Annotated in this window: 17 protein-coding genes; 7 read left to right on the top strand and 10 right to left on the bottom strand. The window is 70.2% G+C overall.

Annotated features, from left to right (window positions below; genetic code table 11):
• Nucleotides 1–141 precede the first annotated feature (141 nt).
• Together ACZ3YO_RS17605 and ACZ3YO_RS17610 are read left to right on the top strand one after the other, a co-directional pair.
• On the top strand, nucleotides 142–651 hold the full coding sequence (locus ACZ3YO_RS17605) for an LLM class flavin-dependent oxidoreductase (protein WP_465569990.1): 510 nt from the start codon (nucleotides 142–144) through the stop codon (nucleotides 649–651).
• A gap of 513 nt (nucleotides 652–1164) precedes the next feature.
• Nucleotides 1165–2850: a hypothetical protein gene (locus ACZ3YO_RS17610; RefSeq protein WP_465569992.1), complete on the top strand. Its 1686-nt coding sequence runs from the start codon at nucleotides 1165–1167 to the stop codon at nucleotides 2848–2850.
• A gap of 1581 nt (nucleotides 2851–4431) precedes the next feature.
• Here ACZ3YO_RS17610 and ACZ3YO_RS17615 read toward each other — a convergent pair.
• Nucleotides 4432–4710: a hypothetical protein gene (locus ACZ3YO_RS17615; protein ID WP_465569994.1), complete on the bottom strand. Its 279-nt coding sequence runs from the start codon at nucleotides 4708–4710 to the stop codon at nucleotides 4432–4434.
• 684 nt (nucleotides 4711–5394) lie between these two features.
• Between ACZ3YO_RS17615 and ACZ3YO_RS17620 the strand changes: the two genes are divergently transcribed.
• On the top strand, nucleotides 5395–6597 hold the full coding sequence (locus ACZ3YO_RS17620) for a hypothetical protein (RefSeq protein ID WP_465569995.1): 1203 nt from the start codon (nucleotides 5395–5397) through the stop codon (nucleotides 6595–6597).
• A gap of 538 nt (nucleotides 6598–7135) precedes the next feature.
• Here the strand turns inward: ACZ3YO_RS17620 and ACZ3YO_RS17625 are convergent.
• The 7 genes from ACZ3YO_RS17625 to ACZ3YO_RS17655 form a co-directional block, all read right to left on the bottom strand.
• Complete coding sequence (locus ACZ3YO_RS17625; RefSeq protein WP_465569997.1) at nucleotides 7136–8650, bottom strand: pentapeptide repeat-containing protein; 1515 nt, start codon at nucleotides 8648–8650, stop codon at nucleotides 7136–7138.
• A 686-nt stretch (nucleotides 8651–9336) separates the two neighbouring features.
• Nucleotides 9337–9564: a hypothetical protein gene (locus ACZ3YO_RS17630; RefSeq protein WP_465569999.1), complete on the bottom strand. Its 228-nt coding sequence runs from the start codon at nucleotides 9562–9564 to the stop codon at nucleotides 9337–9339.
• 190 nt (nucleotides 9565–9754) lie between these two features.
• Complete coding sequence (locus ACZ3YO_RS17635) at nucleotides 9755–9961, bottom strand: hypothetical protein (protein WP_465570001.1); 207 nt, start codon at nucleotides 9959–9961, stop codon at nucleotides 9755–9757.
• Between the two features lie 25 nt (nucleotides 9962–9986).
• Nucleotides 9987–10184, bottom strand: a complete 198-nt coding sequence (locus ACZ3YO_RS17640) for a hypothetical protein (protein WP_465570003.1) — start codon at nucleotides 10182–10184, stop codon at nucleotides 9987–9989.
• 107 nt (nucleotides 10185–10291) lie between these two features.
• A complete protein-coding gene (locus ACZ3YO_RS17645) occupies nucleotides 10292–11749 on the bottom strand; it encodes a PHP domain-containing protein (RefSeq protein ID WP_465570005.1) in 1458 nt (485 codons plus the stop codon).
• 604 nt (nucleotides 11750–12353) lie between these two features.
• Nucleotides 12354–12602: a hypothetical protein gene (locus tag ACZ3YO_RS17650; protein ID WP_465570006.1), complete on the bottom strand. Its 249-nt coding sequence runs from the start codon at nucleotides 12600–12602 to the stop codon at nucleotides 12354–12356.
• 418 nt (nucleotides 12603–13020) lie between these two features.
• Nucleotides 13021–14403 carry a hypothetical protein gene (locus ACZ3YO_RS17655; protein ID WP_465570008.1) on the bottom strand — a complete coding sequence of 461 codons (1383 nt, stop codon included), beginning with the start codon at nucleotides 14401–14403 and terminating at the stop codon, nucleotides 13021–13023.
• A 267-nt stretch (nucleotides 14404–14670) separates the two neighbouring features.
• On the opposite strand from ACZ3YO_RS17655, the gene ACZ3YO_RS17660 reads away from it, so the two are divergent.
• Both ACZ3YO_RS17660 and ACZ3YO_RS17665 read left to right on the top strand, forming a co-directional pair.
• Nucleotides 14671–15171, top strand: coding sequence for a hypothetical protein (locus tag ACZ3YO_RS17660; RefSeq protein WP_465570010.1), 501 nt, complete (start codon nucleotides 14671–14673; stop codon nucleotides 15169–15171).
• A 35-nt stretch (nucleotides 15172–15206) separates the two neighbouring features.
• Nucleotides 15207–15851 carry a hypothetical protein gene (locus ACZ3YO_RS17665; protein ID WP_465570012.1) on the top strand — a complete coding sequence of 215 codons (645 nt, stop codon included), beginning with the start codon at nucleotides 15207–15209 and terminating at the stop codon, nucleotides 15849–15851.
• 15 nt (nucleotides 15852–15866) lie between these two features.
• Here the strand turns inward: ACZ3YO_RS17665 and ACZ3YO_RS17670 are convergent, their stop codons facing one another.
• Nucleotides 15867–16703 (bottom strand): site-specific integrase, encoded by an 837-nt coding sequence (locus ACZ3YO_RS17670; RefSeq protein ID WP_465570014.1) that lies wholly within the window; start codon nucleotides 16701–16703, stop codon nucleotides 15867–15869.
• Nucleotides 16704–16879: 176 nt separating this feature from the next.
• Here ACZ3YO_RS17670 and ACZ3YO_RS17675 point away from each other — a divergent pair, with 176 nt between their 5' ends.
• Both ACZ3YO_RS17675 and ACZ3YO_RS17680 read left to right on the top strand, forming a co-directional pair.
• Nucleotides 16880–17098: a hypothetical protein gene (locus ACZ3YO_RS17675; protein ID WP_465570016.1), complete on the top strand. Its 219-nt coding sequence runs from the start codon at nucleotides 16880–16882 to the stop codon at nucleotides 17096–17098.
• Between the two features lie 72 nt (nucleotides 17099–17170).
• Complete coding sequence (locus ACZ3YO_RS17680; RefSeq protein WP_465570018.1) at nucleotides 17171–18514, top strand: outer membrane protein assembly factor BamB family protein; 1344 nt, start codon at nucleotides 17171–17173, stop codon at nucleotides 18512–18514.
• Between the two features lie 1043 nt (nucleotides 18515–19557).
• On the opposite strand, the gene ACZ3YO_RS17685 is transcribed toward ACZ3YO_RS17680, so the two are convergent.
• Entirely contained in the window at nucleotides 19558–20466 is a 909-nt protein-coding gene (locus ACZ3YO_RS17685; RefSeq protein WP_465570020.1) for a hypothetical protein, read from the bottom strand.
• Nucleotides 20467–20617 lie beyond the last annotated feature (151 nt).

Below are 20617 nucleotides of genomic sequence, written 5' to 3' on the forward strand. Positions count from 1 at the left end.
GCGCCGCCGACCGGACCAGCACGATCGAGCTGGCGGCGGGACCACCACCGCGTTCCGGGCGCTCGACCCGGACCGGGTGGTGTACCTGGGCACCTTCTCCAAGATCTTCGCCCCCTCGGGCGTCGTCCGGTCCAGGGCCCCGTGCGCCAGGAGGCCACCGGCATCGCGGTCGCCTTCGCCCGCACCCCGATGACCCTGGCCTACGAGGCCTGGGGCCTGCACGCAGCCTCCGGCGGGCGCGCCGTGATCGGCCTCGGCTCGCAGGTCAAGCCGCACATCGAGAAGCGCTTCGGGATGCCCTGGGACCGGCCGGCCGCGCGGATGCGCGAGTACGTCCACGCGGTACGGGCGATCTGGCACAGCTGGCAGACCGGCGAACGGCTGCGGTTCCGCGGCGACTTCTACACCCACACCGTGATGACCCCGGTCTTCTCCCCCAACCCCGTCCCCGCCGGCGCGCCCCGGATCCTGCTGGCCGGCGTGGGGCCGCTGATGACGCGCACCGCCGGGGCGGTGGCCGACGGCTTCCTCAGCCATCCCTTCACCTCGGTCGCCTACCTCACCGGGCAGGTGCTTCCCGGTCTGGCCGAGGCTCGCGCCGGCGCCGAGGCGGACGGCGCCGCCTGGACCGCCCGCCCCTTCGAGAGCTGACCGCCATGGTCGTCCGCACCGCCCCACCCGCAGTCCGGCTGCCCGACGGGACCCCGGACATGGGGAAGATCACCTTCACCCGACCACACGATCTCCTCGTGGCGCGGTTCGCTGACAACCCGTTCGGCGCGGACTCCGGCTATGTGCACCAGATGGGCCTGACCGCCCGGGACCTGATGCAGAAGGCCGCCCACCTGGTCCACACCATGCCTGACGACCGCCGCGCACGCGAGGTCCTGACCCTGTTCACCCGGGAGTTCCAACGCGACCCGGACATCTCCGGCATGGCCCTCCCACTGCTGGTCGAGGCCTATCTGCTGGTCAACCGCCCCGGCGCGCCCACGCAGCCCGGGCCGCAACGCCGCGCGTCCGATTACCTGGACAAGATCACTGACCAGCAGTCGGTCGACCGCGTACTGGAACTGGCACGCCAGGATGGGCTTCGACCTGGACGAACTTCAGAGGGCCGCAGGGGTTCGCCTCGGAAGCACAGCGCGCCGGATCAACAGCCCCGTGGTGCTCAACTCGGAGGAGCTCGACCGGGTCGAGGCGATGAACCACCTCGTGACCGCGATCCTCGCCGAACAGTCCCGCACGACCGAGGACGACCAGGTCCTCGAGCTCGTCAGCCTCCTCGTAGACGCCGCCAAGGCCAACGACACGGACCTGTTCACCGAGATCACCGCACTGGCGCGCAAGCGCAAACACCTGCCACAGGTGGTCGGCGTCCTGCTGTCGAATCTCAACCGCACCTGCCCGGTCGACGCCCGCACACCGGAGGGCCGCCCGGACCTGCACGACCTGTGCGGCACCACCGAGCAGGCACGGTTTCTGGACCGTGTCTGCCATCAGGCAGACGGCGAGCAGAACGCGCTCGCGCTGTGGGAATCCACCCGGGCCGCCGTCGAACTGCTCGCCTCCGCGCAGACAGTCATGAAGACGACCGGACACCAACAGGACACGATGGCCGTGCTGCGCACGGGCTTCGCCGCCAACCCCAAACTGATCGCCCCCGCGGTGCGAGCCGTCGCGGAAGCTGCCACTCTGTGCATCGCCGCCCTGGACCGCAGCAAGCCGCCACAGCGCCCCGAGATCGACACCACCGGGTTCACCCCACCGGACGACCCGTCCGACGTGGCGCTGCCGCCGCTGCCGCTGCCCGGCGACTCCTGCTTCGAGGACGACCCCGCCGAAGCCTTCGCCTTCGACCAGCCCATCGCCTCCCACGCCACGCGGTGGCGCGACAAGCTGCTGCGCTACTACGCGACGCCGGAGGCGGCCGTCCGGCTGTTTGGCTTGATCGACCACAAGACGATGCGCCCCTCGGTGAGGTCCAACCTCCTGGCCGCGAAGATCCTGCTTGGTCAGGAACGGGACCGGCTCGACCGGGCCAGGGTCTATCACATGAACTCCCGCCTGACCCGCCTCGCCACCGCACGACGGTTCACGCCGCGCGAGCAGGCGATCAGTTGGGACCGAATCCCGACCCGGGTCAGGTTCATGTGCTTCGAGCACCCGATCGCCGCCGGCTCAGGCCAGCCGATCGTCGCGATCTCCTGGAGCCCCTGGTACGCCGGCTGGGAGCCGCACCCGGACGCCGACCCGCGAGACGAGACGGCCGGACTCGGCCGACCGGTGTGGTTGCACCAGGCCCCTCATCCGGACCGGAAGCAGGCGCAGCGGTATTTCGCGGGCACGGTCACCGGAAGGGACCCGGCCGGCCTGCTGGCGAAGTCGTCGTGGGAGTACCTGTGGGTGACCTTCTACTGCGCCGCCCCGGGCGGCGAGATCCCGGTGTCCTGGCTGTCGGAGCTCGCGGTGCCGATCGGCTCACGTCTGCCCGAGGGCGGGCCGGATGCCGGCACTCGTCTGTCTTGGCTGCGCGCACTGCTCGCGGTGTGGGGCCTGCAGACCGACCCCGAGCGGCGCCCGGGCGATGTCGTCGCTGTGGAGAAGGAGGTGGAGGTCTTCCGCCAGGACAATAGGTCCAAAGGCAAGAAGGGCAAGAACACGGCGCGCCGCGCCGACATCGTCCACGTCGTCTCGGACGAGGACGTCCCGCCCGGGTGGACGAGCGCGAGCGCGTGCTCATCGCCAACGGCTTGTGCGGCGCGCACCGCCTCGGTGCCGACCCCCAGTTCAGTCCGCGCCCGGTCTTGGGCCACCGCTGTACGGGGGCCGGCACGAGTCACGTGCTGACGCAGGTGCCAGGCTGCGGCACGGACCACGCCGTGCTCCGGCCCGCAGGGTGCGTACGGCTGGCCAGTCAGGTCGGCTGGGTCGAGGCGGAGCCCGGCCGCCAGGGAACACAGAACGTGATGCCGGTCAACCCAGTCGCTGCCGGCTTCCACGTCTACGATCAGCTGCTCCAAGAGGCCGGATGACGCCGCTAGTTCAGCCGTGCCGACCCATCGCAAAGCAGTCACGGCGCTCCGGCCACCCGGTTACCGCACCGTGGCCAGCCACCGGTGTACGCAGCCCGGTAGCGCCTCCCCGCAGACACGGAGTGAACGCGGGCATACGGCTCGAGCGCCATAGCGCCCGACCGCATCGCGGGCCAGCCGGGGCGGTGTCGGGTTCTCTCCGTCCCAGCCGCTGGTCGACCGCGGCCGAGCCGTGCTGCCCCCGGTGGAAGGTGCGTTACCGTCAAGTGCAGGCGGTTCGGCGGCGGTCTTGCCGTCATCGTCGCCTTCGGCAGTGCTACCCGTGCACGCTGACTCGCGTCGCGGTCACTACCGACGCAGTTGGGTGGGAGCGGTGGGGTAGGGCAGGTTCTCGGGCTTGCCTTCGGAGTCGACGCGCGTGTCGTTGAGGTAGTGGGCGCATTCGGCGAGCGCATCGACCTCGAAGAAGCCGCTCGGGTTGTAGAAGTCGATGTAGACGGTGTCGGAGACGGATCCCGGGCCGGTGCTGGGGGCGTCATTTTCAGACGGATGTCGAGGTCGGACTCTTTGTAGGCGGCGACCGTCCAGCCCTGTTGGGTCAGGGTCTGGCGGGCTCGCTGTATCGCGTCTACCGCCTGGGGCCGGGTGAGCCCGGTGAGTGCCCAGCCCGCGCTCACGGCGGCGGCCCGGGGCTCGTGGGGGGCGGTGTCCTGCATGTTCTGGAGGGCGTGGGCGAGGCCCCGCAGGTGGCAGTCGTAGATGTTGGCTTTGATCCCACGGCTTTGCCCATGGTTGAGTGCCAATCCCCTCGGCAGGGCGAGAGCGTCGTAGACGACCTGTGTCCGATCGTCCAGATGACGGGCGGTGCTGGCCGGGTCGGCCGCCGGGAACGGCTCTCCCTGCCAGACCTTGGTGAACCTCACCCCGCCGACCACCACCGCACCCGCCGCGACCACACCCGCCACCAACAACGCGGCCGCCTTGCGGCGCTGGCCACCCCACTGAGAACTATCCACCATGGCCCGTATCGTGCACCGACCCGCCCGGCAGCCGCATGAGTACACGTACTCAACCGATCGCTCAGTTCGGCACGAGCCGCACACCCCGCGGCGCCCCCGTAGTCGGCTGCCACACGTGGGTGTACGTGTTTGTTACTCAGACGCGGGCGGACTTGGACACTGGAGGCGTGTCGCGCGGTCTCGGGCGTGTTCAGCGGGCCGTGCTGGCTCATCTGACGCACAACCGATCGGGCGCAGCGCGTTGACCGGACTGCCCGGGGGGTACGCGAGATCGCGGCCGGGGTCTTCGAGGTGCCGCAGGCCAGTGGGGCGCAGTTGGCGTCGGTGCGGCCCCGGGCCGGTGCCCGTCATCAAATGATGACGGGCACCGGCCCCGGTCAGGGCTCCAGGTGTTCGACCACCAGGTCGAGCGTCCACCGCATGTGGTCGTCGTTCGGGTCGTCCATCCAGTTCGTGGCGCGGATCTGGGCGAACGGGTGAGCCTTCATCCAGTCGCCGGCAGCGTGCAGCACGTCCGACTCCTCGGATCCTGTGAACGACACCTTCTCCAGGCCAGCGGTCTCGCTCGCGCGCTTCACCGGACCGTGGTGGAACGTGGGGCCGCCGGGGCGGTCGCTGTTCAGCCGGACCACGGCGCTCTCGCTCGGGCCGCTCACGCGGACGCCTTCACCGGCGCAGGCCGGTCGTCCAGGACGATCACCGGCGAGGAGGAGGAGTCGCCGTTCGCCGGCTCGACCCGTTCCAGCGCCGCGGAGATCGCCGACTCCACCCGCCGGCCGATGGCCTGCTCGAGCGACGACCAGTTACCGATGGCCCCTGCGACTCCCTGCAGAAGCTGAGCAGCGCCGCCAGGTAACTACCCGAGAGAGGGACCACGATCATGCCGTTGCCCTCGTCGGTGATGTCCTGCTCGGACGGAGCGCGGAACACCTGACCGACACCATGCGAGCCGGGTGTCCTTGGCCAGAGCCTCCGTGAAGTACGCCCAGGTGTCCTTATGGCAGCGAAGACGGCCACCCCGATACCGGCGGCGTTCACCAGGTCCTGGCGGTGACGTGCCCAGTACGTGGTGTGGCTGCTGTGCTGGTCGTCGTCCTTGCGGAACCAGTCCAAGATGCCCACGGGGTGCTCCTCCGGCTCGGGCGGCCGACGGCACGACCGGCAGCCATGAATTGTTATCTCTCGAGAGCTGATTGTGTCGTCTCCGCGGGTGCCGGGGCGGGCGATCGCGTGATGACCCTTCGCCAGGGTCGCTCGTAGCCGCCGCCACAGGCCCGACACTGCGCCCGAAAGAGCGCGGAGGTCGGCGAGAGACAGTCGGCGGGCTCGGCAGGATGGTCGTGGCCGTCGATCCGCAGGAACAGCTGCGGCAGCTCGCAGCCGCAGGCCGGCTTCCGCTCTGGCTCCTGGTCGGCCGCTCTGCGGCCCGGCACCCGGGGAGGGTGCGCGCGCAAGCTATGGTGCCTGACCGCCGCCGGCCGGCCGCCGCGCTGCTGCCGGCCGGGGCCAAGCTGTCGGCGCTGCGCCCGGAGCGGAAGGGATCGGCGGCGGCGTTCTCCGAGCACGCCCTGGACGTCGCCGCGACCGCCGGCCTACTCGCCAAGGGCGGCATCGGGCACCTGGGCGCGTTCTCCACCGAAGTCGAACACGCGCTGCCCGGACGCCGCTCCCTCTTCACCGACCTGGTGCTGCGCGACCCGGGCACGCAGGTGCCGCTGCTCCTGGTCGAGGTCGACCGGGAGAACGAAGGCGTCGGCACCCTTGTGGACATGCTCACCACCTACCGCACCTGGTGCGAACTCCCCGCGAAGGGTGCCACGAAGGCCGCGTTCGAGAAGTCGCTCGCCCGCAGGCGAGAACGCACCCACGAACTGCGGCTATGGCCCACCCTCTACCCGGCCACCGGCCGCGAGGGTCTGCCGCCGGTCGCCCTGATCTTCGAGGCCGGCCGCAAGCGCACCCGCCGCCCCGGCACCGCCCCGCTCACCCCACAGGAGAAGAAGGAGAAGACGAAGGCCGACCACCACCGGCTGCTGCGCCGCGCCCAAGCGGTGGAGGCCGCCTCCGAGGCCACCTGGTACGCGCCGCCGTACCGGGAGGACGGCGTCACCGCCCGCGACCATCACCGCGCGCTGCCGGTGGTGGCCACCACCCTTCCGCTGCTGCGCGCCTGCGGGGCCGACGCTGCGATCTGGCGCCGCTTCGGCCGCCCCGGCTGGCACACCCTCGACGCCGCGCTCGACAACCCGGACGGCGACCGGCTGCTCGAAGCCGAGCGGGCCGCCGTTGAGCAGGCCCGCCAGGAACGGGTCGCGGCCGAACGGGAACAGCGGCGCCCGGCCTGCTGCCGCTGCTCGGCGAAGTTCACGGACGAGCGGTGGGCCGAGAAGGAACGGGGCTGGAACGACGACGGGCCGTGCGCAAGCTGCCGCCAGGCCAACGCCGACCAGAAGGCCCGCCAGGAGGCCGAGCGCGAGCAGGCGGCCGCCGAAGCCGCGGCCGCCGAGGCGAAGCGCCACCGCTCCTGGTGGCGCCGGCCCTGACTCGGCCTCACCCCGGCGCAGGGCGCTGACCTGCGCCGGGGAGTTAGGCCACCCCCGCTGACCTGCGGCGGTGAGTTTCCCCGCCAGCCGGTGAGTTTCCCCTCCCAGGGCTGGTGAGTTTCGCTGCCGGGGCCGGTGAGTTTGCCCGCCCCGGCAGCCGGGCCACAGGTGAGTATCAGGTATCTGGGCAGGCCAGAGGCCGGTTAGAACGGCCTCGTGCTGCTCCGTACGGGTGGCGGCCGGTTCGGCCCCGGCGCGGGGCGGGCAGATTGCGGCATGACGACACCTTCGACCAGGCGCCGCCGCCCGACCGCCACCGTGCCCGCTCCTGCGATCCCGGTCCGCGCTGTGAGGCCGCCGGCTCCTGTTCGGCCGGGCAACGGGTGCTGCCGGACTTGGTCCAGCGAACATCTGACGCCTGGCGGGATGGTCGTCCGGACGACCTGGCACGAACCCGTCTGCCGAACCTGGGGCCAGCCGGCCCGGTGATCAAGCAGTTCCACCCCGCGCGTCCAACCGGCGCCGATAGGCTCGCCGGTTACTCCGGTTCCGGGCTGCTCTCAACCCTGTCTGGCAGTAGTAGGCCTGCTGGCGGGTCCTCGACCACTCCGGCGCTGAAAGTCGGAGGCACCATCCATGCGGTGGGCTGCCGCAAATCGACCGTGCCGCCGCTAAAGTCGGCTTCGGTGAAGGCCACTTCGCTGCCAATGAACATGGAACCGTCGAAGATCACTATGCCAGCGATGAACTCGGCGCGGTGGAAGCTCACCTCGCCACCGCCGAACCTGGAGCCGGTGATACTCACCTCGCTGCCTGTGAACTTGGCACCGATGAAGAGCGTCCTGCCGCCAGCGAAGTCGGCATCGGCGAAGATCACCCTGCCGCCCGCGAACTCGGCATCGGCGAAGATCACCCTGCCGGCGATGAACTTGGCGTCGTAGAAGAGCATGTCGCCGCCGCTGAGCTTGGCGTCGATCAGGTCCACTGTGCTGCCGCTGAACTCGGTGTTGAAGAAGTTCACCTCGCCACTACTGAACTCGGTGCGGTAGAAGCTCACCCTGCCGCCGGTGAACTCGGCATTGGCGAACTCCATCTTGCCGCCGGTGAACTCGGCATCGGCGAAGTTCACCTCGCCGCGGGTGAGCTTGACGCCGACGAAGCTCACCCTGCCGCCAGCGAGTTTGGCGAGGGTGAAGTCCACTTTGCCGCCGGTGAACTGGGCACCGGTAAACCACACCTCAGCGCCGGTGAGTTTGGCGAGGGTGAAGTCCACTACCCCGCCGCTGAACTTGGCGCCGACGAAGTCGACGTCGCCCGTGAACTTGGCGTCGCTGAAGCTCACCCGGCCGCCGCTGAACTCGGCGAGACCAAAGTTCACCCTGCCGCTGAGCTCAGCACTGGCAAACGAAACTCCGTCGCCGGTGAACTTCGCGCTCGCGAAGCTCACCACCCCGCCTTTGAAACGCGCGCCGGAGAAGTTCCCTCCGTCGAAGACCGTGCCGGTGAAGTCGAAGTCGTACCCCTGCCAGGAGGCGCCAGGCCTGCTGCCCTTTTTCTGCAGATGGGCGCGGATGCAGCGGATCACCGTGTGACGGACTTCGCGGTTGGCCCGCCAAGCCATGCCTTCCTCTGGCGGTGCCGTCTCGGCTGGCTCCGCCGGGTAAGGCATACGCAGGTAGGCGCAGAGTACGTCGATGCAGGTCTGTCGACGTTCGGCCCAGTCGTCGGCCAGTCCGACCATTGCATGCACCCCGGCCAGCTGGCAGGCGGGTTCCTCGTGGCCGAGCAGTTCGGCGGCCGTAGCGAACCGCTCGTTGAGCAGCCGCACCCGCTCATGTCCCAGTTGTTCCTGAGCGCTCTTGCGGAGTTGCTTGGCCGAGAACCAGGCCGCAAACCCTGCGATCCCGCCACCGATCAGCGCGCCCACGAAAGCGCTGGCAAGAGGCACCCACCACGGGCTGCTCGACGCCGCCCCCAGGCCGGAAGCCTGAGGCGACGGGCTCGCGGTGAGCGCCATATGGACACCGTCCGCCAGGGTCGTCAGTGCCGTCATGGCGGTCACCGTAGGTTCCGAGCGGCGTGCAGTCCCGCAAGGCAGGCCGAGGCTAGATCCGATTCACTCGTCCACCAGTGCGTGGTCCGTCGGTCGACCGCGGACCCAGGGAGAATGGGACAGGAGGCTAGGAGGTGTCAGCCCATAACCCGCAGCACGTGGTCGGGAGTCCTGTCCGTGGGCCTGGTCAGTCTGCCCGTATCGCTGTACACGGCCACCGAAGCGCGGAGGCCGAAGTTCCACGAGCTCCAGCGCGGGACCTCTTCGCGGGTTCGGCATCAGCGGGCGCTGCCCGCTGCGGGCCGCGCCGCCCGGTTGGGTGCTCCGCCGGCGGCGGTGCGCCGGGCTTCGAGCTACCATACCTCGTCAGCTTCGCCACCATCGGGGCCATCGGGCTGGCCCACTCGGCGTACCTCGACCACGCGGCTGCGCACCGCGTACGCCGGCGACCACCTGGTCGTCCTGGAGCCCGACGCGGTCCTTCCCGGGAGGATCCGGCTGTCAACCTTGATGGCCGCCCCGGTGCTCGGTCGCCCACATTGATGGGTCACCAAGGTTTGGATTGGATACCTTGGCGGCCTGGTCATGGCTGGATAACGTCGCAGGTCAAAGCATTGGTGAGGGCGGGTCCGGATACCTTGATGCCCGCCCCGGGCCCGGACGGGGCATCAAGGTACGGGCGCCGGTCAGGCCTGCAGCTGGGTCCAGCCGCACGGGCGCCGACCTTCGGTGCCGAGCGGGTGCCGCACCGGGGCGGCGGGTCCGTGCTGGACCAGGTCCTCGAGGCGGGCCGCGCCGGTGGGGACGGCGGCGAGCAGCTCGGCGACGGCCGGGTTCTCCTCGACGGCCAGGCGCAGGTCCGCCACCGCCGCATCGACGGCGGCGGCCGGGGTGGCGACCAAGACCACCAGCACGCTCGGGAACGCCCTCCACCGCCGTTCCCACGCCGGGCCCCGGCCGCCCGGGCCCTCCTGGTCCCGCAACCGAGCGCAGGCCGCCAGCTGCGGCGCCGTGGTGTCCTGGTCCTCGCGCCGGGCCTGCAGCTGGATTTGGACGGGTCCGCTTTCACGGTCGAGGAGCTCCAGCCGCGGGGGTGCTGCAAGGTCAGCCGGATGTCCCGGGAGGCGGAGCCGGGTCGTAGGTGCGCCGGGATGGGGCGGTGCTCGTGGAAAGGGCGTTGCCGAACAGCTTCGACGCGAGCTTCTCGCTGCTCATGGTGTCGCGGTCGACCTCGACGAACGTCCGGTGCAACGCCTGACCGCCCGCGACGGCGGTGTAGTGCAGCAGCCTGTCCGGGACGACCGCGCTCATCCCGGCCCTCGCCGTCGAGGGCTGATCAGAGGAACTGGGCGACTGCGCCGGTCACGGCGGCGGCGAGGGTTAGGACGGCAGCGAAGGTGGTGGCGGCGCGCATCACTGCGGCCGGGTAGGTGGCGCCGTCGAGGCGAGCCAGCGTGCCTGCGGCAGCGGCAGCCATGAGAGCGAACACCACGACCACAGCGGTGGCAAGCAGAACGACGGCGAGATGGGTCACGGTGATCTCCTCCTGTACAGCGGGGGGTTGGCGTAACCAAATTCGCGGAAATGGTGTTCGCCGTGGTTCAGCCGAACGATGATGAACACCGGTGAACACACACCCGATCAGGCCTTGGCGAGCCGTCCCGCTTCCTCCGGGGCCAGGTCGGTGGCCAGCGCGACGTCGCGGATTGCCCAGCGGACCCGGTACGTCTCCGGCATCGCGCCCGCAGCGACCCGTGAGGTGCCGAACCGTTCCAGCACGAGGTGGTAGCAGTCGATCCGGCGGTCCGCAGGGACGTCGACGTCGATGTCGGGCAGCGAGCGGCGCCGGAAGGACAGGAACCTCTCCATGATCATGAGGCCGTATTCGAGCGGGTTGACCGCCGAGATGCCGAGCAGATGCACGATCAGCGACCCGGCGCCGGAGCCGCGCGCCGACACCCGCACCCCGGCGTCCTTGAAGTCGGCGACGATCCTCCCGACCGTCAGGTAGAACGTCGACCAGCCCAAGCCGGTTGCCCCCTCCAGCTCTTCGGCCAGCCTGCGGACGGCCTCCGGGTTGCGGTCCATGCCGCGCTCGGCCAGCGCCGACTCACACCGCTCTCGCAGCACCCGGGCCGACGACCCCGGCACCAGGCCGAGCCGGTCCTCCTCCGGGAACCGCACGCCACCGATCCCCAGATCCGACTTCGAGTCCAGACGGCACTCGGCCGCCGTCCGGGCCGTCACCGCCAGCAGCCGCCGGCCACCGCCCGGACCCTGCCCGGCCGCCTCGGCGACCTCGTCGGCCAGGGGTGCCATCGCGGCCGGAGGCTTCAGCCACCGCTCGCCGTTGCACACCGCACCTGGCTGGACGGGGCGCAGCAGGCGCGCGGAGTCCAGGACGTCGGCGACCGTGCCTTGGCCGGGGTTGGCGTAGCGGACGGCGTTGGTGATCACCGCCTCCAGATCAAGGTCCGCGGCCAAGCCCACCGTGCGGGCGGCCAACCGCAACGAGCCGGGCCCAGTGCCCGGACGGCGCAGGTTCACCGCCTCCAGGCGCAGAGCCGGGCCGAACCACTGCCGCCACGGGGCCAGCAGCTGTGCGGCGCGGTCCGGCCGGCCGACCGCCAACGCCCGGAGCGGCTCGGAGCCGGGGCCGAGCAGCACGGTGAGCCCTTCCGTGTGGGCGGCCAGCACCTTCAGCGGCACCACCGGCTGTCCGCCACCACGCTCGGACCGCGCTGCCCAGGCCGCGCTGATCAACGCGCACAGGTTGGCCCAGCCCTCCTTGTCGCGAGCGAGCAGCGTGATCCGGGGCGCCGACTCGTCCACAAACGCGCCTCCGCGCGCGGGGGTTCGTCGCCGCCCGCCCGAGGCGTCTGGCTCGACCAGGCCGACCGCCAGGTCCGCGCCGAACAACGGCCGCACACCGGCGGCCGCGCACGCCTTCGCGTGCCGGACCACCCCGGAGACGGTGTCCCGGTCGGTAAGCGCGAGCTCGGCGACGCGGCGCTCGGCGGCCCGCTCGGCCAGCGCGGACGGGAGCGAGGCGCCATAGCGGACCGAGTAGCCGGAGGCGACGTGCAGCTGCGCGACCACCGCACATCACCTCCGGTCCTTCGGTCAGCCCCTTCTCGTTGTCGGTCCGGCTCCCCTCCGGTGGTGCCAGGGTAGACCTTGTTCGATTATGTGTTCGATTTATTACCCCAGGTAGACGCACCGTGACACCCTGCTCCACCCGGCGGTACCGGAGGGGTGGGCGCGACGGCGCCGGACGGCGGCCGGGCCAGCAGGTGCCATTGATAGAGGTGCTGGAGGTCTTGATGGCGATCCACTGACCGCTTTCGAGCTTGGCGGCACCGGTCGGAACAGGTCCGCCTTCGCCGTCCACCCTTCGGACCCCTGGCATACAGCACGGTCGTGGTGCAGGTCGGATTAAGGCATGGCTGGGCCAGAGCCAGAGTGATCAGCCGGTCGACCAGCGCCTTCGGGACGACGCCGTCCGACAGCAGGTCCTGCAACTGGGGAAACTTCTCCCGCATGGACCGGGAGAGCTCATCCTTAGCCTCAACGCGGCCCGGATGCGCACCGCTACGGTCGAACAGCATCCACTGCAGCTCCTCAAGCCACTCGCCGTCGACCGAAACAGCCCGCCGAACTGCCGACTGCGCCGTCGGGTCCGACTGCCGGCCTGAACGCCGCGTCACGGCGCACTCCGGTCCACCGTTGCTGCCCCCGGCGTGCCCGGGTCGGCCTGTACGGGCAGGTTCCCCCTGTGCCACCCCGGCAAGAGCAGGCGCAGCGCGTTGATCAGGCCCCGCACCTCCGCCAAGACCTTCGGCACGTCCTTCGCCGGTGCCTTGCGCACACTCACCCACACCACGAAGCCGACCAGCGTGAAGGCGGCACCCACGAGCCCCGCCAACACCACGATCACCGCGAGGAAGTCCACTGTCTCTCCAGAAACGCCGAAGGCCCCCGCCATCGGCGGGGGCCTGGAAACGAAAGAGCCCCGCGCCAACTGGCCGGGGCTTCGTCACGGGCACACTGCTGCCCGGTTGGGAACATGCTTCCACATGGCCTGGGCGGGCGTCAAAGGCGTTTTTTCGCAGGTCAGTTGACTGCAAATGGAGATGCTCGGCAAGGCGTGGTTTTGTGACACCTGTACGAAGTACCTGCTGGGAGCGTGGCCGCCCCGACCCGGGTGCGATGTACAAGCGCCACATCGCGAGGGTCTGCAACCCGGCCGAGCCGGCGGCGTCGCCACACCGTGGTCGGCCGCGCCGCTCCAGGGACAGTGGCCCGGTCGGTAAGCGCGAGCTCCGTGATGCCGCTCAAGGGCCCCGTGGACGCCGGTGCCGGTCTCGGGATCAGCACCAGATCCGGCCCTCGTCGCGGTAGTGCGGCCACGGCTGCCCGATCACTTCGCTGTTCAGCAGGTGGGTGATTCCCGCAGCCCAGGTACCGGGCCTGACCAGCTCGATGAGGTACCGATCGAGCTCGGAGCGGCGCAGTTGCAGCGTGCGCCCTGGTACCGCCCGGAGGCCGCCGGGGAGGTCAACTGCCCGAAGCGGTTGACTGCGGTGGATCTCCATCACGACTTCGCCGGGCTGCAGGTCGCCGCTCCCGGGCGGACGCACCCACCGGGCGTCCATGCCGGCCGCCTGCAGCAGCCTTGCGAGCGCCGGCCCGGAGGTCTCCACGGTCAGCACCGTGTAGTCGCCGATGATGCGGGCGCACAGAGCTGGGTGGAGCGGGTATGCCGCCCACGGGACTCTGATCGGGTCGCGGGCGGTGAAGTCCAAGCTCGTCGAGTGCACGTTGTTCGCGCGATTGCCGCCGATCCCCGCACGGTCGAGAGCGGTGCGTACTGCCTCACCCGCTCGCTCGCTGAACTGCTCTCCTGTCATGCCCAGGCGCGAGCATGCGGTCTGGTCCATGATGAACAGCACCCGGCTTCCAGGCACGTCTGTGGCCACGATGCCGTCGGTCAGCGCGCGGTCGGCGGCGGCCCGCAGCAGGTCGAGGTGGGTCCGTAGCGGCAGGTCGAGATCGTGCAACGCCTCGGACGGCTTCCCGCCGGGGAGGGACGCGCCGTTCAGTACGGCGGCACGGGCAGCGTTGATCCGATCCAGCTGTGCCCGTGCCCGCTTCAGACTCTTCGGGTTGGTCTTGATCTCAAGGGTGAGCGGTGACTTCGCCTCGCCGAACACGGTGAGGTCGCCGATGCGCAGGCAGTTCGTCAGATCGTGCAGGAGCGCGAAGGCGCTGTCCTCTCTCCACGCCCGCTCGACCGCGTCGCGCTCGGCCTGGAGCCCGGCCTTGCCGTACATCGGCCCTGGTGCGTCGTTGCGGGACAGGGCAAGGATGAACGGGCGGTGGAAGCCGAAGACCCGCCAGGCCAGGGCGTCGGCCACGGTGCGCAGCTGTCGGGCCAGGCGTTCGCACAGGGCCTGCTCGAACGCCCACGTTCCATGGTCTGCCGGGTCGCGGCCGGACTGCGGTTCCGGGGCGCTGGCGTGGGCGGGCTTGCCTTTGCGCGCCCGGTCGGCGGCGCGCTTGAAATCTGCGCGGTCCCGCTCGACATCCAGCAGCCGGGCGAGGAGGTCCTGCTGGAAGGCGTAGCCGGCCTCGGCTGTCTCGCACTCGCGAAGTTGCTGGATGAGTGAGGTCAGGACGGGCTGCATTGCCTGGTGCCGTGGGTGCGCCAGCATCTCGTCTGGCTCGTAGTGGTCGGCGTGGAAGAGATCCATCCGCCAAGTCTGGCGGGCGAGCAACGGGTTGTGGGTGTCAACGTCGTCTCCGTCCGGCCGTGCCCCAGGTCCGGCCCGGATCCGGCAGCACACCGCTAGGATGAGCGGCGGACGTTCCGAGTTCGTTGCCCGCATGGGCGCCCAGCAGCGACCCGTGGCTGGGACGCCGGGCAGAAGAAGCGCAGCTTCGTCGGCAGCAGCTCCATCCCGTCGGTCCCCTCTTCTCCGGCGCGGCGAGGTCGGCGGCGTGCCCGAAGAGAGACCGTCATGGCAGGCACCAAGCTGCAGCGGATCGTCCGGATCCGGGCGCTCATCACCGGTGAGACCTACCAGAAGGCCCTGAATGCGATCGCGAAGTGCCAGGCCGTCCCGGGCCTGAGCCATGAGTACTCCTCCGCGATCTCTCGCGATCACCGCAAGGGCGACTACCGGGCGCTGTGGGATTGCCCGGAGTGCTCGATCGAGGCGGTGGTCCACCTGGTGAACATCCCGACCATGTACCGGCGCATGCCGGAGGAGCGGCGCGAGCCGCTTCGGGCGGCCATGGAGAAGGCGTTGAGCAGCGGGGATCAGGATGCCATCGAGGCAGTGCTCGCGGAGTCCAGCCGGCTGTGCCCAGAGCTGTCGGTGCCCCGACTCCGCGCGGCCTGGCTCTGCCTCGTCTGTACTGCGGAGTTCGACACGGATTCGGTGACCGACTGCGAGCGGTGCGGCGAGCTCACCACCGACACCGAGATGGGCCAGTGCGGCTGCTGGCGCAGCTGGTAAGGCGGCGGCCCGCCGGGGGTCCTAGGCTTGTCGCCGTGCCCGACATCAAGGACTCCAAGGCGTTCAAGGAACTCGCGACCCAGACCGAGGCCGAGCTCCTCACCCGCGGGCTGGACGTCGTCCCCATCGCGGTGACGAACGTGCTCGCCCACAACGTGACCGTGGTCGCGCAGCGGCTCGGCATCCAGCCGAAGTCCGCCCTGCGGTACATCGAGCCGGCCGCCGTCGCCGACCAGATTGCGGACGCCAGCGCGCTGGGTACCCCCGGCGCGGACGCCGGGCATGGCGTGCGGCCGGTTCGGGTCGATCAGCGCACCGCGTTCCTCCCGCGCTGGATCTGCTCCCGCCCGCTCATGGCCCTCGCCCAGGTCATCAAGTACGCCTCCGGCAACGGCGACACCCGCACCGTGCAGCACGCCACCGATCTGGTCTTCGAGATCGGGCTGGCGATCGGCGCCGACTCCGCGAGCGACAGCGCAGGACTCCCGATCGGGCTGCTCGACGAAGCAGCTGCCCTGATCGAGCAGGTCGCCGGACACGTCGAGGCGGATGGCTGGAGCGTGTGCCCGTGCGGCGAGGAGCACGGGCAGAGCCTCACCGATGCCAGAGTGGTCGGGGTCCTGCGCGGGGACGCCGAGCTCATTCGGAAGATCCGGGCACAGGCCGACACGAGGGGCTGACCGCTCGGCCACCCGTCAGGGCGGGGTGGGAGCGCGACCGACCCGGGTCAGCGGTCGGCCGCCTCCGGTACGAACAGCCGCGGCTGGCCCGGGTCGCTCCAGTCGATGCCCCGGACCACGTTGGAGGACCAGGCCCGCCAACCGTGCATGCTGTGGTCGAAGTGGCCGTCGAGCTCGACGGTCTGGATCAGAACGGGGCGCTTGTCGGTGTCCCACTTTCTTCGTCGTCTCCGCCCGCACCCTCAGCGTCCGGTGGGCCGGATCGAGGTCGTCGGGCCGCAGCGAGCACAGCTCCTCTCGCCGCAGCGCGGCATCGTAGGCCAGGGCCAGCATCACCCGGTTGCGGACCGGCTCCTCCCGCGCGACCTGCAGGATCCCCAGCCACTGCTGTTCACTGGGGATCCACGGCAGCTTCGTCAGCCGTGGCACCAGCCCGCGCTGCTGCCCGCCCCTCTGGCGCCCCGGGGTGTAGCGGCCCCGGCCGACCGGGTTCGACTCCCGCAGGCCCTCCTCCATGAGGAAGTCGTAGAACAAGCGGACCGGCACCAGGCGCTGCTGGATCGTGGCGTTCGCCAGCCCCGCCCCCGAGTCGGTCGAGACCACATTGGCCCCTCGACGATGAGGCCGTGAGGTCAATTCCCGTACGTAGAAGGCTATATGTGCGCGGTTCGCGGTGACCGGGTCGACGGTCTCCCGTTCGCACATCAGTAGGTACTCGGCCAGCCCGCGGGCGTAGGCACCGCTCGTGCGGGGCGCACGGCCGAGGTCCGTCCAGATCGTCAGCCAGGTCGCCGCCTGCTCTTGCCGGCCGAGCACCGGCCACTTCTCCATCAGCACCGTCGTGCCGCTCAACACATCTCCCAAGTCCGTGGTTGCACCGGAGAGACATGATCACCCCGGCAGATTCCACGTAACTTTTAAAATGCTGAAGCGCCAGATGTTCGGCCGCGCCAACTTCGACCTCCTCCGCAAGCGCGTGCTCCTCGCGTCGTGAAGATCACCACAGCGGCTTTCACGGAACCCCCCGGGTGGACCTGCCCATAACCTTCCGGGCCTTCCAGGAGCTCCACGCCGACGCCCACTTCGACTACGCCTACGCCTGCCTCGACGGCGCCGCCCTCGCCCAGAACCTCGTCACCGAAGCCTTCGTCGAACTCGGCGCCTGCTGGGACCGCGTCCTGACACACCCCAAGCCCGCCACCCACGCCTCCGGCATGCGGGCGCTGCGGGGCAGGGGCGGGTCATGATCGAAGTAAGGTGGTCCATTGGGCGTGATCACTCAAGAGGGAAGACAGGCACGGAAGTTGAATCGTATACGAATGACGGTGGCGCTCGGACTGGTGCTGTCCGCGGGTCTCGTGACCGGGTGCTCCGGAGGGGCGGACGCCGGTGCCAAGGCCGGCGGCGGGGAGACGGGAAAGGCAGCGGACTCCGCGCCCGCGACGCCGAAGGGCCCGGTCTACCAGGGCAAGCCGGTGCCCGGGCTGGCAGCGCAGCCGGCCTGGAGTCTGACGGACGATGAGGCGGGGAACTGCGCGGGCAAGGCGTCCGAGAAGGACTCGTCGCAGCGCGACGTCTGCACGGTCGGGGACGCCGTCATCGTCACCGGCTACCGCGACGGGCAGTCGGGCACGAGCACCTTCACCGCCCGGCTCCTCGACGCCAAGACAGGCACGCTGCGCAAGAAGTTCGACTTCGCCCTCCCCGAGAAGAGCGGCGGGTCCACCCCGACGCTGGCCCTCGCGCAGGTGGGCGAGTGGCGGGACGGTTCGCCGGCCCTGCTGATCCGCAACCGCGTCGATACCCCGGGGGACGCCCTGAAGAAGGCCTCGACCCAGACCGTGCTGACCATGTACGCGCCGTCCGGCGAGAAGCTGGGGAGCTCCTCCTTCGACGGCGACACCCACATGTCCACCCCGGTCAGGCATGGCTACCTCGTGGACACCAGCGGCTCCGGCGGCGCCAAGTTCATCCCGATCGGTGACGGGGAGACCCTGACCACCGAAGCCTCGTCCATCGATCTCAAGGGGGCGGTCGGTTCCGGTCTCGGCTACTACTCGCAGAAGGACGTCTCCTTCCAGCCGTACGCCGAGTGGCTGACCGCCACGGACATCCGCACGGGCAAGAAGGCGTGGAACACCAAGGACCTCGCGCCGCCGGCCGCCGTCGCCAAGCTGATCACCTCGGCCAAGGCGACCAGTGCGCGGCTGATGCCGTATCAGGGCGACAAGGCCCTGCTCGAATGGTCCTCGTACGGCGATTCCGAAGCGGTCATGACGCTGATCGACGTCACGAGCGGCCGCCGGCTCGCCGAGGGGCCGGGCATCGACACCAACGGCACCACCGATGACGACGGCCTCGCCATCTCCCCGGACGGCAAGACCGCCGTGGTGCAGTACGGCAAGGGCGCGGTCGCCTGGAACACGGAGACCGGCAAGGAGCTGTGGCGCCAGGCCGCGGACGAGGTGAACATCACGCCGCGCGCCCTCCCGGGCAACGGCGTCCTCTACGCGTACCTGAACGGCACCGGAGCCGCGCTCGACGCCCGCGACAAGAAGCTGCTGACCTCCGGGATCCAGGAGATGCCGCAGTTCACGACGAACGGGTACGCCGCCGTCCGCAGCGCCGGGAGCCTCTTCGTCTTCGCCACCCAGCCCGTCTGACGGGCGCCCCGCCCCCCGGTTCATTGTGGCCGGGGGTGCGGCGGTCCCCGCCCACAGGCCCGAACAAGCGCCGAACTTCTCGGTCAGCCAGCCGACCAGCACCGCCCCGAAGGGCGTGGAGCCCTGCAGGACCAGGGTTTACAGGGTCATGACCCGGCCCCCGGTACGGCAGGTCGCTGCCGAGCGGGACGCGGTGGTGCGCGGCCTGCGCGAAGAAGCTGGCCGCGAACCCGGTGCCAGCCAGCAGCAGGGTGGCTGAGACCAGCCCGGGGGACCAGCCGGCCGCGGCGGCGAGCGGCCCGGAGGCCAGCGCGCTGAGAATCACCATGAGGACGGAGGGTCGGCTGTGCCGGGCCGTGGTTGCCAGCGCGGCCAGCAGCGAGCCCGCCGCGAAGGCGACGGTCAGCAGCCCGAAGGCGGTGGCGCTGGTGTGGAAGGCGGTCTTGGCCATCATGGGCATGGTCAGGTGGAAGCTCAGGCCGAACAGGGGATCACCGAGACCAGGCCGATGACCAACGACAGGTCGGACCTGCGGGTGACGTGGCGGATGCCGTTGATCACCCGCCGCCGACCGGACCGGTGGGGCGCCAAGTGGAAGCGCTCGGTTGTCGTCCGAAGTTCTACTTTGCGGACTGCGCGAGCGGCCCGGGAACCTCGAAGACGCGGTGCCTGGGAGGACGATGGCCGACATCGGAAACGTCGACGCCGAGATCCAGGCGGGCAAGATTGAGTTCTACATGCGCTTCCTGGAACGCGGCGGAGTGAGGGCGATGGCCATCCAGCTCGCACGTTACCCATAGGACGTTCGTCTCGTCATGGCGAACCTTCCAGGAGACCAACTCAGCGTTGTGTAGAACTGGCTGCGGACCACACCGGAAGAAGCCTGCGGCAGTCAAGAGCCGGAAGAGTTGGATGCACAGTGACAGCTAGCAGCGAACGTGACCAGGGAGGTCTTGAGCGCCAAGCTGTCTAGGGAGCGCTCCCGGTGCTGAGACGCCGCCAGCGAGGCGAGCGCCGGCGACGCGTCCCCCAGATGGGGTGCGTCAGATGATGAACGGCTTGCGGTCGGTGGTCGGGTTGTGGGGTTCGACCTGCCCGGGCTGGTCGTTCTGGGCGGGGCAGTTGTCCGGCACCCGGGCCTCCGGCTTTCCCTCCACCTTCTTCTTGGCCTTGTCCTTCGGCTTCTTCTTGCTTTTGTCCTTGGACGTGTCCTTCGGCTTGTCCGCCTTGTCCTTGCCCTTGGGCTTGTGGGGTGTGTTCTTCGACTTCTTGTCCTTGGGGTTGTCCTTCTTCGGGGTGGCGTCCTTGTCGCCGGGTGCGGGTTTGTCGGTGGGTGTGTCCTGGGGGCAGGTGCAGCCGCCGCCGGGTGTGGGCTGGTCACCGGTGTTGGGCTCCTGGACCTCGCTGTCCTGGACCTCGCTGTCCTGGCCGCCGCTCTCGGGCACCTGGTGATCGTCCTGGCTGTCCGGGGTGTTGTCGGTGGGCGGGTCCTGCGGGGTGTCGGTGCCGTCGGCGGGCGGTTGTTGGGGTGTCTGCGTGTCGGTCTGGTCGTCGTTGCTGCTGTCGGACGGGTCGTCTTCGCTCTGCCGGCCGTGGTTGGGCCGCTCGGTGGGCGGGGTGTTCGGCGTGGGGGTGGCGGGGGCGGGTTCCTGGGGGCTGTCGGTGTCGTCCGTGGTGCCGGGGCAGGTGCAGGCGGGGGGTGGCGTGGTGGTGCTGGGGCCGGGCCGGGAGGGGGTGGGGGTCTGGGACGGGGTGGTGTGGAACAGGGCGGGGACGGCCCGGGGGGCGCCCTGGACCGGGGTGGCCTGGCTGCCGGTGGCGGCGAGGGCGGGGATGGCGAGGGCGGCGCCCAGGAGCAGGCCGGCGCCGAGCCACCGGCCGGGGCTGCGGCGCCTGTTGGTGGTCTTACGGTGCCGGCCGGCACCGGCGGTGAGCCATGTTCCCCGTCGCATGTCAGTTCCCCTTTTCTCGTCTGCGGTCACGGATCCCGGTGAGCTTGCCCAGCGGGTCACGGGCGGGGCAATGAGGTGAGGCGTCCGGGACAGTCTGGGCCTGTCCGGCCACCTCACACGGGGTGTTCACGAGCTGCGGTACACGGGGTGC

It is taken from the genome of Kitasatospora sp. NPDC022785 (assembly GCF_055561295.1).